The 13,398-nt window shown below is 65.7% G+C and carries 10 protein-coding genes and 2 pseudogenes; 4 read left to right on the top strand and 8 right to left on the bottom strand.

The window, feature by feature from the left end:
• Positions 1 to 6 precede the first annotated feature (6 nt).
• A complete protein-coding gene (locus P3H15_RS21275) occupies positions 7 to 966 on the top strand; it encodes an asparaginase (protein ID WP_276139072.1) in 960 nt (319 codons plus the stop codon).
• Here the strand turns inward: P3H15_RS21275 and P3H15_RS21270 are convergent.
• Positions 959 to 1,726, bottom strand: coding sequence for a hypothetical protein (locus P3H15_RS21270; protein ID WP_276139071.1), 768 nt, complete (start codon positions 1,724 to 1,726; stop codon positions 959 to 961). The genes P3H15_RS21275 and P3H15_RS21270 overlap by 8 nt on opposite strands.
• 59 nt (positions 1,727 to 1,785) lie before the next feature.
• Positions 1,786 to 2,412 (bottom strand): carbonic anhydrase, encoded by a 627-nt coding sequence (locus tag P3H15_RS21265; protein WP_276139070.1) that lies wholly within the window; start codon positions 2,410 to 2,412, stop codon positions 1,786 to 1,788.
• Positions 2,413 to 2,512: 100 nt separating this feature from the next.
• Here P3H15_RS21265 and P3H15_RS21260 point away from each other — a divergent pair, with 100 nt between their 5' ends.
• Both P3H15_RS21260 and P3H15_RS21255 read left to right on the top strand, forming a co-directional pair.
• Positions 2,513 to 3,391: an A/G-specific adenine glycosylase gene (locus P3H15_RS21260; RefSeq protein WP_276139069.1), complete on the top strand. Its 879-nt coding sequence runs from the start codon at positions 2,513 to 2,515 to the stop codon at positions 3,389 to 3,391.
• Between the two features lie 107 nt (positions 3,392 to 3,498).
• Positions 3,499 to 3,579 (top strand): annotated as a pseudogene (locus tag P3H15_RS21255) (MerR family DNA-binding transcriptional regulator); the annotation flags it as partial.
• A gap of 30 nt (positions 3,580 to 3,609) precedes the next feature.
• Here P3H15_RS21255 and P3H15_RS21250 read toward each other — a convergent pair.
• Entirely contained in the window at positions 3,610 to 3,909 is a 300-nt protein-coding gene (locus P3H15_RS21250; protein ID WP_276139068.1) for a hypothetical protein, read from the bottom strand.
• Between the two features lie 119 nt (positions 3,910 to 4,028).
• Between P3H15_RS21250 and P3H15_RS21245 the strand changes: the two are divergent.
• Positions 4,029 to 5,055: pseudogene (locus P3H15_RS21245) on the top strand (NAD(P)-dependent alcohol dehydrogenase).
• Positions 5,056 to 5,373: 318 nt separating this feature from the next.
• Here P3H15_RS21245 and P3H15_RS21240 read toward each other — a convergent pair.
• The 5 genes from P3H15_RS21240 to P3H15_RS21220 all read right to left on the bottom strand — a co-directional run bounded on the left by P3H15_RS21240 (position 5,374) and on the right by P3H15_RS21220 (position 13,071).
• Complete coding sequence (locus tag P3H15_RS21240; RefSeq protein WP_276139067.1) at positions 5,374 to 5,679, bottom strand: EthD family reductase; 306 nt, start codon at positions 5,677 to 5,679, stop codon at positions 5,374 to 5,376.
• Positions 5,680 to 5,796: 117 nt separating this feature from the next.
• Entirely contained in the window at positions 5,797 to 7,116 is a 1,320-nt protein-coding gene (locus P3H15_RS21235) for a cytochrome P450 (protein ID WP_276139066.1), read from the bottom strand.
• A gap of 82 nt (positions 7,117 to 7,198) precedes the next feature.
• Complete coding sequence (locus P3H15_RS21230) at positions 7,199 to 8,170, bottom strand: 2Fe-2S iron-sulfur cluster-binding protein (RefSeq protein WP_276139065.1); 972 nt, start codon at positions 8,168 to 8,170, stop codon at positions 7,199 to 7,201.
• A gap of 302 nt (positions 8,171 to 8,472) precedes the next feature.
• On the bottom strand, positions 8,473 to 9,429 hold the full coding sequence (locus P3H15_RS21225) for an AraC family transcriptional regulator (RefSeq protein ID WP_276139064.1): 957 nt from the start codon (positions 9,427 to 9,429) through the stop codon (positions 8,473 to 8,475).
• A gap of 249 nt (positions 9,430 to 9,678) precedes the next feature.
• Entirely contained in the window at positions 9,679 to 13,071 is a 3,393-nt protein-coding gene (locus P3H15_RS21220; protein WP_276139063.1) for a serine/threonine-protein kinase, read from the bottom strand.
• Positions 13,072 to 13,398 lie beyond the last annotated feature (327 nt).

The raw sequence follows: 13,398 nt of genomic DNA, 5'->3' as shown, positions 1-13,398 counted from the left end.
ACAACAGTGCCGAAAGTCGCCGTCGTCACCACCGGAGGCACCATCGCCAGCACGCGGGACGGGAAGGGTGTCAGCAGGCCCGTGGTCGCAGGCTCCGATCTGCTGGGCAGTACCCGAACCGGAACGGAAATCCGTGTCGTCGACGTGATGTCGAAGGACAGTTCGAGCATGACGTTCGCCGATATGGACCGGGTACGCGACACCGTCACCTCGGAGCTGAGCGACCCCGATCTCGACGCGGTGGTCGTGCTACACGGAACCGACACCATGGAGGAGACCGCATTCCTGGTCGACCTCCACCACGCCGACCCGCGGCCGGTGGTCTTCACGGGTGCGCAGCGCACCTTCGACCATCCGGAATCCGACGCCCGCGCCAACCTGGCCGACGCGATCGCCGCGGGAACGAACCCGGCCCTGCGCGGAGCGGGTGTCCTCATCGCGTTCGGTGGTGCCCTGCACCGGGCGTCCGGAACCCGCAAGGCGGACACGACGTCCCTCGACGCGTTCCGATCCGTCCACCCCACCGGCGACCTGCCGCAACGTCTCGATCCGCTGTCGTGGCATCCGATCTCCGGAACCCGCGTCGACATCGTGGCCGCCTATCCGGGCGCGGATCGCGTCCAGATCGACGCGTGCCGCGCGGCCGGGGCCCGGGGCCTGGTGCTCGACGGGCTCGGATCCGGGAACGCGAACCCCGCGATCGTCGAGGCGGTCCGGGACTGCACGTCCGCCGGAATCCCGGTCGTGGTCACCACCCGGGTGCCGCACGGCCCGACCTCCGCCACGTATGGCGGCGGGGGCGGCGGACACGACCTCGTCTCGGCGGGGGCACTGTTCTCCACCGACCTCAGGGCAGGTCAGGCCCGCATCCTGCTCGCCGCGCTGCTCGCCGACCCCGACCTCACCGAGCTCGACAAGGAATTCGATCGACGCTCACGCATCGACCCCGCACCGAGGATCAGCTGAGGTTGAACGGCTCCGGCGCACTGCGGAGCTGACCGAGCTGCCCGACCACCGTGTACGCGCCGGGCCCCACCGGATCACGCTGGGGTTCCGGCTGCGTGAGGCAGTCGGGCGCGGACGTCTTGGCCGACCACTTCACGGTGAACTGGGCCTGCTCGCCCGCGGCGAGGGTGCGCACATCGGCCGCGGACTGCGGGAAGCAGTCGATGTTGGACCACAGGCGCACCGCGCCGTCGATCGTGTAGACGAGCACCTGCTGCAAGCTGCTGCCCAGATCGCGTTCGCACGGCGTGGTGCCGATGTTGGTGACGACCGTCGTGAAACTCGGCTCCTCACCGGGCAGGTACGTCGGCTTGTCTGCCGCCACCTTGATGGCCAGCGACTGATCCGGGCACTGTCCCGCAGCGACCGGCTGACCGCTGGGAGCGGCGCTGCTCGACGTGCCGCTACGCGACGCCCCCGACGAACCGGATGTGCCCGACGACGCCTCGCCGCCGGCGGCAGCGGCGCCACCGCCGCCGCCACCACCGGAACCGCCCGAACCACCGCTGGACGTGGACGAACCCGAGGCTGTCGGGGAAATCGACACAGGAGTGGTCAACGACGAACTCGCTGCCGCCGGATCCGTCTCGGAGTCACCGCCACCACGCAGCGAGTTGATCAGCCACACCACGAGCAGCAACACGACGAGGGCGCCGCCGATCGCCAGCGCCCTGCGGCGCCAGTAAATCTCGGGGGGCAACGGTCCATTCGGTTCCAGCACGACGTCAACGGTAGTTCGGCGTCGCGCGGCTACGGCTCAGCGGCTGCGGCGTGTCGCGGTCAGTCCGTGAGCTCACCGATGTCCCCGACAGCGCCCTGCAGGTGGGTGCGGCCGTCGGACAGCTTGTACGTGACGCCCGCGATGGCGCACGCGCCGCTCTCCACCTTCTCCGCGATGATCCGCGAACGCTGCATGAGCAGTGCGCCGGTCTCCACAACGTGGCGACCTTCGAGTTCGTCGACGCTGCTGAGACCCTCGCGGCGTCCCTGGAGGATCGACGGGGCGACGCGTTCCACGATGCTGCGGATGAAGCCGGGCGGCACGTTGCCGTCGTCGAGGGCGTCGAGCGTCGCCTTCACGGCACCGCAGCTGTCGTGACCGAGCACGACGATCAGCGGCACGTTCAGCACGCCGACCGCGTACTCGATGGACCCGAGCACGGCGTCGTCGATCACGTGACCCGCGGTGCGGACGACGAACATGTCGCCCAGACCCTGATCGAAGATGATCTCGGCGGCAACGCGGGAGTCTCCGCAACCGAACAGGACGGCCGTGGGGTGCTGGCCGCCGACGAGCTTCGCCCGATCGGCGACGCCCTGGCTGGGATGGAGCGAGGTGCCGCTGACGAATCTGTCGTTACCCTGACGAAGGGCTTTCCACGCGGACACCGGGTTCGAATTAGGCATGGGATCATTGTGCACCGGGCGTGTGGCACCGTCGCGACGGGATGATGACGACCCCGGAAATTCTGTTTCACCCGTGAACGAAGGGACTTGTGAGGACGAAGTGGCCGTTGACTCCTCCGCGCTGATCAACTGGTACGCGGCCCAGGCCCGGGATCTGCCGTGGCGTCGCGACGGCGTCACCGCCTGGCACATCCTGATGAGCGAGATCATGCTGCAGCAGACACCGGTCGTCCGGGTGGCCCCTATCTGGGAGGAATGGGTGCAGCGCTGGCCCGTCCCCTCCCGCATGGCCGCGTCGAGCCAGGCCGACGTCCTGCGCGCGTGGGGCAAGCTCGGCTACCCGCGTCGTGCGCTGAGACTCCACGAATGCGCCGGAGTGCTCGCCTCCGAACACGGCGACGTGGTGCCGAGCGACGTCGACACCCTCCTCGGCCTGCCCGGCATCGGCGCCTACACCGCGCGGGCCGTCGCCTGCTTCGCCTACGGGCAGCGGGTCCCCGTCGTCGACACGAACGTCCGGCGGGTGGTCGCCAGGGCGGTCCACGGCAGCGCCGAGCCCGGGAACCCGTCGACGACCCGCGACCTCGCCGACGTGTCCACCCTGCTCCCCCGGACGCGTGCCCGGGCCGCCACGTTCTCCGCGGCCCTGATGGAACTCGGCGCCACCGTCTGCACCGCCCGCTCCCCCGAATGCACCCGCTGCCCGCTGCCGAACTGCGCCTGGGTCGACGCCGGACGTCCCGCGCACACCGGGGAGCGCCGGAAGGTGCAGAAATTCGCAGGCACCGACCGTCAGGTGCGCGGCAAGCTCATGGCCGTACTCCGCGAAAGCACCGCGCCCGTCGAACGCGTCCTGCTCGACCAGGTGTGGCTCGACGACCCCGGGCAACGCGACCGCGCCCTCCACTCCCTGCTGATCGACGGCCTCGTCGAGCAGACCGACGACGGGCTCTTCGCCCTCGCGGGCGAGGGCAGCTAGATGTGGCCGGCCCGTGGGCGGTGTGACCCATCCGACCTTTGACTTCAAGTACTCGAAGTTCTTAGCGTTCATCAGATGAGTGCACGAACCGCCCCCGCGACTACACCATCAAGGACGTCGCCACTCTGACCGGACTTCCGGCCAGCACGCTGCGGTACTACGAGTCGGTCGGGGTGATCGCACCGATCATACCGCGGGGAGACCAGCAGGCACAGGATTTACGACGAGAACAACCTGGGCCAGTTGTTGGAAATCGCGTGCCTGGCGGCCACCGGGATGTCGGTGCACGACATGAAGGAATACGTCGCCGACGGACAACTCGGGGCCGCAGCCGCCCCCTCACAGATCGAGTTGCTGACCGAGCGTAGGCACAACTCGCGCTCGAGGCCCAGCAGATCGCACTCCGGCAACGCTACGTCGACCTCGAGATCGACTACTGGCGCGCGATCGACGCGGGCGACGAGCCCCGGGCCGCACACCTTGCCGCCGAGGCGAGCGCACTGGCGGACGAACTCCACAACGCCAAGCGGGGCTGACCCCACTCCCCTCGACCGGTGCGCCCTCGACACGCCACCGGGCACTGAGCCCTGCCCTGCTCACGACCGAAACGACCACCAGAGACGAAGGAAGATCTGCCATGCATGTTCACGCGTACGCCGCCCCCGCCGCGGGCCGGCCGCTGGCCCCACGACCATCGAGCGCCGTGACGTCGGTCCCCACGACGTCCTCATCGAGATCCAGTACGCCGGAATCTGCCACTCCGACATCCACACCGTCAACGGCGACTAGGGCCCGCAACCCTTCCCGGTCGTGCCCGGCCACGAGATCGTCGGCGTCGTCGTCGACGTCACGCGCTACAAGGTCGGTGACCGCGTCGGCGTCGGCTGCCTGGTCAACTCCTGCGGCGACTGCGTCCACTGCCAGCGCGGCGACGAGCAGTACTGCGCCAACGGCATGGTCCCCACCTACGCCGGCGTCGAACGTGACGGCACCACCACCCAGGGCGGCTACTCCACCCATGTCGTCGTCGACGGCGACCATGTCCTGTCCGTCCCGGAGAGCCTCGACCCGGCCGCCGCGGCCCCGCTGCTGTGTGCAGGGATCACCACGTACGCCCCGCTGCGCCAATGGGGCGCCGGCCCCGGCAAGAAGGTCGCCATCGTCGGCCTCGGCGGACTCGGGCACATGGCCGTCGAAATCGCGCACGCCCTGGGCGCCGAGGTCACGGTGCTGTCCCAGTCGCTGAAGTAGCAGGAGGACGGCCTGCGCCTCGGCGCCGACGCGTACTACGCCACGTCCGACCCGAACACCTTCGAACAACTCGCCGGGCGGTTCGACCTCATCATCAACACCGTCAGCGCCGGCATCGACCTCACCGCCTACCTCGGTCTCCTCACCGTCGACGGCACCCTGGTCAACGTCGGCGCCCCCGCCGAACCGCTCAGCCTGAACGTGATGTCGCTGATCGGCGGGTGCCGCAATTTCGCCGGATCGATGATCGGCGGCATCGCACTGACCCAGGAAATGCTCGACTTCTGCGCCACACACGGCATTGGATCCGAAATCGGGGTGATCCCCGCCGACCGGATCAACCTGGCCTACGAACGAGTCCTCGCCTCCGACGTCCGATACCGTTCGTCATCGACACCTCCACCCTGAACTGACCTCACCAGCGGCGCCCGCCGGAACCAGGTTCCGGCGGGCGTCCGGGAAGATGTACAACCGAATCTCGGCTGCTCGACCACCGCGGGGTCCGCGCCAACGAATGTCGATAGCCCTGGTGGAGCAATTCGTGCCCGCCCCAAGCTGGTGGTGGCTTTGACCATCTCCGGGACGCGGCCAACGTCCCGCCATACCCGCAACTCTGTGCGGGTATGGCGGCAGTTACCCGAGGTCCCCTCCCGCTCGCGGTGCCCGCGTTGATGTGTCAGCACTTCTCCGCCAGCATGATTGGCGAACGGGTGGTGGTTCGGCCGTCCGGATCAGGGTGCGATTGTCTCGAAGTGCAGGATCTGCACTTCACCGGTGGCGAAGTTGGGTACGTCGGCACGGGCGGCGGCGCCTTCGGGTGACGTCAGCGCCGCGAACATCGCCTCGGCCGAGTCGAAGTCGGCCTCGAAAAGCGCGGTGAAAGGCGCGGTGCCTTCGGTCGCGGAAACGTTCAGCGAGTGGCGGACAGCGCGGACGCCAGGAAGTTTTCGCGCCAGGGGAAGATGGCTGTCCTGGTAGTACGTGCGAAATGCTTCGGCGTCTGTCGGCGGACCGTAGAGCACCATCAGGGTATGCATCGATTCTTCTTTCGTCAGCTCGGCGGTGGGGTGGTCACGAGGTCTGTTCCGGCGACTCGACGACCCTCATGTCGCTGCAGTGGGTTGGGCGCCGAATCAGATCTGGTCGGTGCTCGATCACGGGCGATCGTCCGCCATGGGGTTCTGGCTGGGGTCCCACTGAACGTAAACGTGCTCCGGCCCGCGAAACGAGGTGTTAGGCGAGTAGGCCCACTTCTGGTCTTCCACCAAATGTAGGTGAGGCAACCGTTTGGTCGTCTCTTCGAGCATCACCCGCATTTCCATCCGCGCCAGCCCCTGTCCGAGGCAGTGGTGCACGCCCCACCCGAATGCCAGGTGCTCATCGGCGTTCTTCCGAGTGATGTCGAAGTCGTCGCCACCTGCGAACTTGGTCTCATCGTGATTGGCTGATCCGGTCAGCAGGAGAATCCGCTCGCCTGCGGGAATGTCGAACCCCCCGATCGTCACCGGCCGTTTCGTTACCCGCCGCCACGTCGGCACCGACGACGCGTAACGCAGGATCTCCTCGACGGCGTTCGGAATGAGCGAAGGATCGTTGCATAGCATGGCCCATTGGTCCCGGTGCGCGAGCAGCGCTTTGAAGCCGCTCGCTGTCGCGTTCGTGGTGGTTTCGTGGGATGCGTACAGGTGGCCCTGCATGATGGACGCGAGGTACGTCTTGTCCCAGACGTCGTCGTTGCCGGCCTTCTGCCAGGCCTTGATCGCATTACTCATGTAGTCGTCGCCGGGGTTGTCGATGAGTCGATCGATGTGTTCGCGGGCGTACTCGAGATAGGCCGCGAACTCCTTCGCCAACGTGACCTGCTGCTCGTCGGCGGGACGCCCCCAGATCCACAGCGCGAACCGGGATGCGTATCCGCGGACCCGCGCAACCTCCGCCTCGGGTACACCCATCAGGATGAACGCGGTAAGCGCGGGGACCTCGAACGTCAGTTTCGTGACCAGGTCCGCATTGCCGGTCTTGACGATCTTGTCGAGGCATTCGCCGACGAATCGGCGTGTGAGGGGCTCGATTTCCGCTACGCGGTCATCGGTGACGCCTTTGCGCAGCACTCTGCGCCGCTTCGGGTGGAGCGGGGCGTCTTCGTCGACGAGGTAGGTCGAGGGAACGTAGTCGATCTCGGCAAGCACCTCCAGTGCCGCTGGACACGGCGGCTTGATCAGTTCCCCTGCTGCGGTGGCACTGTACGACTCGGTGTCTCGGAAGATTTCCACGACGTCGTCGAACTTGCTCACCACCCAGTAGTCGATCTCCGGGCTGTAGAACACCGGCTCTTCGTTTCGGGCGCGGGTGAACGCAGCGTAGGGATCCTGCAGATAGTCTTCGTCGAAGGGGTTGAACGACGCCGCGAATTGACTAACCGGACACGTGCCTGGTTTCGTCGATTCTTGCGTTGCTTCGGTTGTTTCGGTCATGCCGATTCTCTCTTTCGTGTTGTGTGATGAATGGGAACGCCGGGCTGCGGCGAATGTGGATTTGTGTAAACCGCACTGGCCGTTATAAATCGAGGACCAGCCTTGGTGATCGGGCGCGGGAGCAGCAGATCATCATGACGTCGTTTTCGGCCTGTTCGTCCTCGTCGAGGATGTGATCTCGATGATCGACTTCTCCGTCGAGGACCGTCGTCTCGCAGGATCCGCACACTCCCTCGGCACAGCTGTTGGCTACCTTGATGCCGCACGCAAGAACCGAGTCGAGGATGGTCTGGTCGGGGCCGACGGTCAGTGTCCGCCCTGACCGTGACAGTTCAACCTCGAACGCATTCTCGATTTCGGGATCGAGAACCAGAGCTGATCCCGAAAAGTGTTCGACATGCAGTTGCTGTGACAGGTCGGTCTCGGCGCAGCGGGCAGTGACCTCGTCCAGGAGACTTTCGGGGCCACAGCTGTAGATGTGCACCCCCGGGCCGAGGTGCGGGCCGATCGTTTCGGCAACCTCGAGGCGGGTGCCTTCGTCGGACACGCAGAATCGAACATTGTCCTTGTCGGAGAGTTGCTCGACGAAGGCCATCCTGGTTCGGGATCGTCCCGCGTAGAGGAGCCGATTTGGGCGCTTCATCTCGGCGGCGGCCTGCATCATGGGAAGCATCGGGGTGATCCCGATGCCGCCGGCGATAAACAGGTATTCGTCGGCCGGTTTGAGTGGGAAATTGTTCCGTGGAGGCGATGTCGTGAGCATCGCGCCCTTTCGGATTTCGTTGTGAATGTGCTCGGATCCTCCGCGGCTTTCCGGGTCACGAAGGATTGCCACCTCGTACCGAGTTCGGTCGCTCGGATCAGAGCAGAGTGAATACTGTCGCGTGATGTCGCCGGGAAGATGAAGGTCGATGTGGGCGCCCGCTTCCCATCGAGGAAGGTTCGTTCCCGCGCTGTCGACGAGACCCAGGGTGAGCACGTCGTCGCATTCTCTGCGGACTTCATCGACGATCAGGTGCAACAGGGGCAAGGGGCGGGACACGTCGGTTGACATAGCTGTCTCCATGGGGCGTGGGGAGCGGGCGGATTCTCGTTTGGGTACCGGTCCCGAGGAGACCGGGCGAGCAAACCCGCCTCGGTTGCATCGGCACTGTGTTCTGTCTCACTTCCAAGTTAGGAAGTTGCAGCTCTCTTATCTATCCATCCAGTGCCTCGAAGTAGCCACAGAGCGCCACGGTGCAACGAGATCAGGAATCAGCGACAGCACACCCACGCGGTACCGTCGATTGCCTCTCGCGTGCTGGCGTGGATCGGCGAGGACCGCGACGGCGAAGCGTTCGATGGGGTGAAACCGCGTCAGCCGTGGCGGAGGGTCTTGGAAGGGCTGACTCCGTACTGTCGTCGGTAGTCCTGCGAGAACCTGCCGTAGTGATAGAAGCCCCATCGGCCCGCGACCGCAGCGACTGTGTCGGTGTCCGGGTCCGTGCGCACCAACTCCTCGTGCACCCTTCGCATTCGCACGTTGCGCACATACTCCATCGGAGTCGTATGCACGAACTCCTGAAAACCGCGGTGAAGCGCCCGAACGCTCAACCCTACTTCCCGGGCAATACTGGTCGGTGAGAGGGGCAGTGCCGCAGTTGAATTGATGTACTCGAGGGCGTGACGGATCGTCACAGGCGCCGTCAGGGCGGCCGGTCTCTCTAGCTCCTCCGAGTACTGATGCTCGGTCAGCGACAGCAGTCCCGTCACAATTGCGTGTGTCAGCGGTTCGGCCAGCATCGGATTTGCCATCATCGTTCCCGCAAGCTGGCTCTGGTAGGTATGCAGGACCAGAGCCCGCCAAGCCTGGCCATCAGCGCCCGTCAGGTCCAGTTTCCCGTGCATCGTGATGGGATCGGCGACGGGCCTGTCGAGAAGATTCTCTATCGTCGTGTGTACGGCCGAGCGGGCCAGTTTCATCCCGAACATGTTCAACTGGCTGTTCGGTGGGGTCAGGATCCGAGCGTCGGAACCCGTTTGATAGACGACAGCGTTGCCTTCTTCGACGATGGTGCGTTCGCCTTGAGCGACGGACACCAATCCGCCCGTCAAGGGGATGTTCACGTGGTAGCCGTCGATCGACGGACAGAACAGATCGCTGTTGCTGTTGTAACGCACCTGCCCGGTGACCATCGAGTTGGTCGCTACGGCCTGCAGGTCTGCCTCGAAGCGGGACACCGTTCCGACCCGTGTCAGTTCATGGGGATGAAACACCGCACTCACCGCTGCGGTTGCCTCGTCGACATCTCCACTGTGCAGGAGGACCGGCACACAGCCTGGATCGTTGCGCGGTGAATCGTACGGCGGCCTCATCGTGGGTGCCCTTCTCGGGACGGAGAGGCTTCCTTGACGGCCGCCTGAGGCAAAATTGTCTCCTAACCTACGCAGTCTCCGGTAGAGCTAAATGCAGGCGTATGAAGGATGTGCGACGAGTATGTTCTCGATGCGATCCTCTGTCAAAGATCACTCCCCTCTGTTTACGAAGGGCGACGGTCGCCCGATCCGCTGCGGCCTGCAGTCTCAACGACTCGTCGGGCCTGTGCCCGCCCGGCCGGTGAGGCAGTTCAGCACGTCAGCGATGTGGGGACCCCCGCTCATCAGGATTCGGGATAGGCCCAGTTCGGTGCACTGCGCGGCGACGGGTGCCAAGAGGCGCGTCGCCTCAGCGATCTGCTCGTTCACTGCGAGGCACTCCACGATCAGCAACCGCGCCTGTAGTAGTGCGCGGGGCCGCCGTTGGCTGTCGACGACTAAGCCGAGCCGTCGCGCCCGGTCGAGTGCGCTCTGCATGGACTCGGGTGTGTTGTCCGACAGAAGTAATCGAATCGTTGAATCCTCGTCGAGTTGCGCGGTTTGTTCTCGGATCCCGTCCGGGTCGACCTCGTGTGGGGATGCTGTTCGCAGCTCTGCTTCGTGTTGCGGGTCGAGTGGGAACCCGGCGCGCACCTTCTCATTGATCATCCGCGCGGCCAGCCGCGGAAGTCGCAGTGTCGCCGCGATTCGGGTGCCTTCCTCGAGCCGCCTTCGGGCGCAGTCCCGGTCGCCGCGGGCAAGTTTGATCCGCGCGCCGGCACCGTAGGTGGCAAGCAGGATGTCGACGATGCCACCTTCCGGGCCGAGTTCGTTGCTGCGATCGAGCAGGACCTCCGCTTCGTCGACCTGGTTCATGTCGAAGAGCAGTTCACCGAGCAGCGCGCCGGACAGCCGAGCAGCGTATCCATGTGCGCCGCCGGTCAGTCCGAGTTCGTAGGCCGTGCGGTAACTCGCTTCGGCGGCGGTGACGTCGAGCTGCTCGTACGCCGCTTGCCCGGCGATGACGTGCCCGTACATCACGCTGAAGGGCCCACTGGTCTGCTCGTGATACGGGGCTGCCCGCTCCTGCCATCGGCGCGCACCGTCGAAGTCGAAGTCGTGGATCGCGCGGAATGCGGCCACATTGCCGACGCCGGAGGCGACGAAGGGCCCCACCACGTCCGGGTGACGAATGCATTCCGCGATCAGCTCGTCCACACCGTCGATGCGGTCGGAGAACACCTTCGCCACGGCTTGGATGAAATCGGCCTCGGTTCGCAGACGACGACGGTCGTCGTCACCGACCGCCTGCTCGTCGAGGAGGGTGTAAACCCGCTCGAGTGCCGCCGCGGTGGCGGTGGGGTGTTGCAGCAGCACGTTGCCCCAGGCGACCATCATTTGCAGTCCGGGCCGCGCTCGCGCGATCTCCGGCGGCAGTTTCGCGACCAGGCCCAGCAAGGTGGACATCTTGGAATCCTGAATCAACCGCATCCCGGTCGACTCGACGAGGGCGACGGCACGGTCCCGTTGCCGGGCCGCGAGTGCGTGATCTAGTGCCTCGCTGACCATCTCGTGTTCGGCGAACCATTCCGACGCGATCCGGTGCAGCTCGAAGACGCGTTGAGGGTCGCTGCGTTCGAGGCGGCGTTGCAGGAAGTCTGAGAACAGGGGGTGGTAGCGGAACCAATCCTTGTCGTCGTCGATGCTGCGCAGGAACAGATCCTGTGCTTCCGTCTCCTCGAGGAGAGTCTGCGCGGACGATGTATCGGTCAACTGTCCGGCCAGCGGTCCGCAGGTCTTCTCCGTGATCGAGGTGGCCATCAGAAAATCCACGATCGCGGGGTCGAGCGTGTTCAGGACGTTGTCGACGAGGTAGTCGCCGATCGCATGATGACGGCCCGACAGATGCCGGATGAAGTCCGTCGGATTCTCGCGGCCTCGCAGCGACAGCGACGCCAACTGCAGTGCCGCCACCCACCCCTCGGTCGAGGCGGTCAGGGCGACCACATCCGTTCCGCCGAGGTCAAGTCCGTTGACGTCGAGCAGGAACTTTTCGGACTCGGCAGCATCGAAACGCAGCGCGATCGAATCGATTTCGACCAGCTCGTCCTGCACCCGCATGCGGCTCAGCGGAAGACCGGCCTGCGTGCGGCTGGTCACGATCACCTGGAGGTGATGACAACCGTTGGCGAGCAGAAATTCCATTGCCGCGATCGTCTCGGCCGCGGTGGCACGATGCCAGTCGTCGATGATGACGGCCATACGCTCGCCGCTCTGGTGGACCTGATTGATCAGCGATGTGAGCACGTACCGGGCGATGTCGGCGGAATGTCCCTCCAAGATTTCGCCGAGGTCGCGGACCCCGTCGGGCCGCACCTGCCGGATCGCCTCCACCAGATGCGCGAGAAACCACACGACGTTGTCGTCGTCGCGGTCGATGCTCATCCACGCGACGGCCACCCCTTCGGCGACCAGGACGTCGCGCCACTGGGATGCCAGTGTGCTCTTCCCGAAACCAGCCGGTCCGTGGATCACCACCAGCCGGCGGCGCTCACCGGTACGCAGGGTGTCGATCAGCCGACGGCGTTCCACCAGTGGCCGCGCCGAGGTCGGGGGACGGAACTTCGTCGACGCGCTCGGAGGTGTGAGCGCGGCGGCCCGGGGCCTCCAGCCGGCGGCGCCGGATGCTGAAGCACCTCCGGACGCCCGGAGGCGGGCGGTGGTCCGAAGTGCCATCGGCGCGGCGCTCAGTCCATGCCGCTCCTGAACTCTCCGGAGTTCGTCACCGAGTCGCTCCGCCGACTCCAGACGGTCGGCGGGATCGCGTGCCATCGCATGTTCGACGACGCTGCTCACGTCCTCCGGCAGTCCGTGCTCGTGAAGGTCGGGAATCGGGCCGGTCGTGATGCGTACGAACTGAGCGACGACACCTTCACCGGACCGACGCTCGAACGCCGCATGTCCGGTGAGCACACAGAACAACGTCGCGCCCAGCCCGTACACGTCGGACACCGGATTCGGCGGCTTTCCGGAGAGGACCTCCGGCGCGGTGAAAGCCGGCGATCCTGCGATATTCCCCGTCGAGGTCTGGAACGCACCACCGACCCGGGCGATGCCGAAGTCCGTCAATTGCGGTTCCCCGTAGTCGGTGATCAGGATGTTCGCCGGTTTGACGTCCCGGTGCAGGATGCCGAAACGGTGCGCGGTCTCGAGCGCGCCTGCGAGTTTCACCCCGACTGTCAGCGCGTCCTGCCACGGCAATGGACCGCGGCGGCGGACGTCGGCCTCCAACGAGTCGAGGGCGTGGAAGGGCATCACAATGTACGGATGACCTGCGCCGGTGACGCCGGCCTCTAGCACCTGCACGATGTTCGGATGACCGGACAGCTTGCCCATCGCGCGCTGCTCGCGGACGAAACGGTCACGGTCGTCCCGATCGACGCCTGCGGTCAGCACCTTGACGGCAACCGTTCGGTCCAGCGATGGCTGCTCGCACCGGTACACCACCCCGAAGCCGCCGCGGCCTACCTCTTGCGCATCCTCGAATCCCTCAGCCGCCAGCTCGAGAGCGATACCGAGCCCGACATCGCGTTGCGTACTCTCCGGTTCGATCTCCGACATCAGGTCTCCGTTGGCGGGCCACACCTGCCGGCCGGGCGACCGGCGCTGGTCACCCACAGGCAAGAATACGTCGCCGACGTCAATGACGGCGTCGAAGACTCCTCGAAGCCATCGGGAGTTCCTCCCGGCGAACGATTGACTCAGGAAGAGGATCCTGTGGCCGCAGCATGTTCGACGCCCATCACTCGCGACGCACGACGGCGTCCAGTTCATCGAGATGGGATCGTGTCCGCAGATTTTTGGTGACGTCGGTCGGCTGTCTCGGTGGGAAAGTCCCTCGCCGGGTCCTAGGAACATTGGATTGCCGCGGCAGTCGATCGAGTGCCG

Source organism: Rhodococcus sp. T2V, from assembly GCF_029269925.1.
Classification (GTDB): Bacteria; Actinomycetota; Actinomycetes; order Mycobacteriales; family Mycobacteriaceae; genus Rhodococcus_F; species Rhodococcus_F koreensis.
Note: the sequence above shows the minus strand (reverse complement) of the source record. Positions and strands in the feature narration are given on the sequence as shown.

Excerpts from the sequence above, each read along its gene's own strand:
- P3H15_RS21265 (WP_276139070.1), bottom strand. The coding sequence starts at position 2,412 with ATGCCTAATTCGAACCCGGTGTCCGCGTGGAAAGCCCTTCGTCAGGGT.
- P3H15_RS21240 (WP_276139067.1), bottom strand. The coding sequence starts at position 5,679 with ATGCATACCCTGATGGTGCTCTACGGTCCGCCGACAGACGCCGAAGCA.
- P3H15_RS21235 (WP_276139066.1), bottom strand. The coding sequence starts at position 7,116 with ATGACCGAAACAACCGAAGCAACGCAAGAATCGACGAAACCAGGCACG.
- P3H15_RS21230 (WP_276139065.1), bottom strand. The coding sequence starts at position 8,170 with ATGTCAACCGACGTGTCCCGCCCCTTGCCCCTGTTGCACCTGATCGTC.
- P3H15_RS21220 (WP_276139063.1), bottom strand. The coding sequence starts at position 13,071 with ATGTCGGAGATCGAACCGGAGAGTACGCAACGCGATGTCGGGCTCGGT.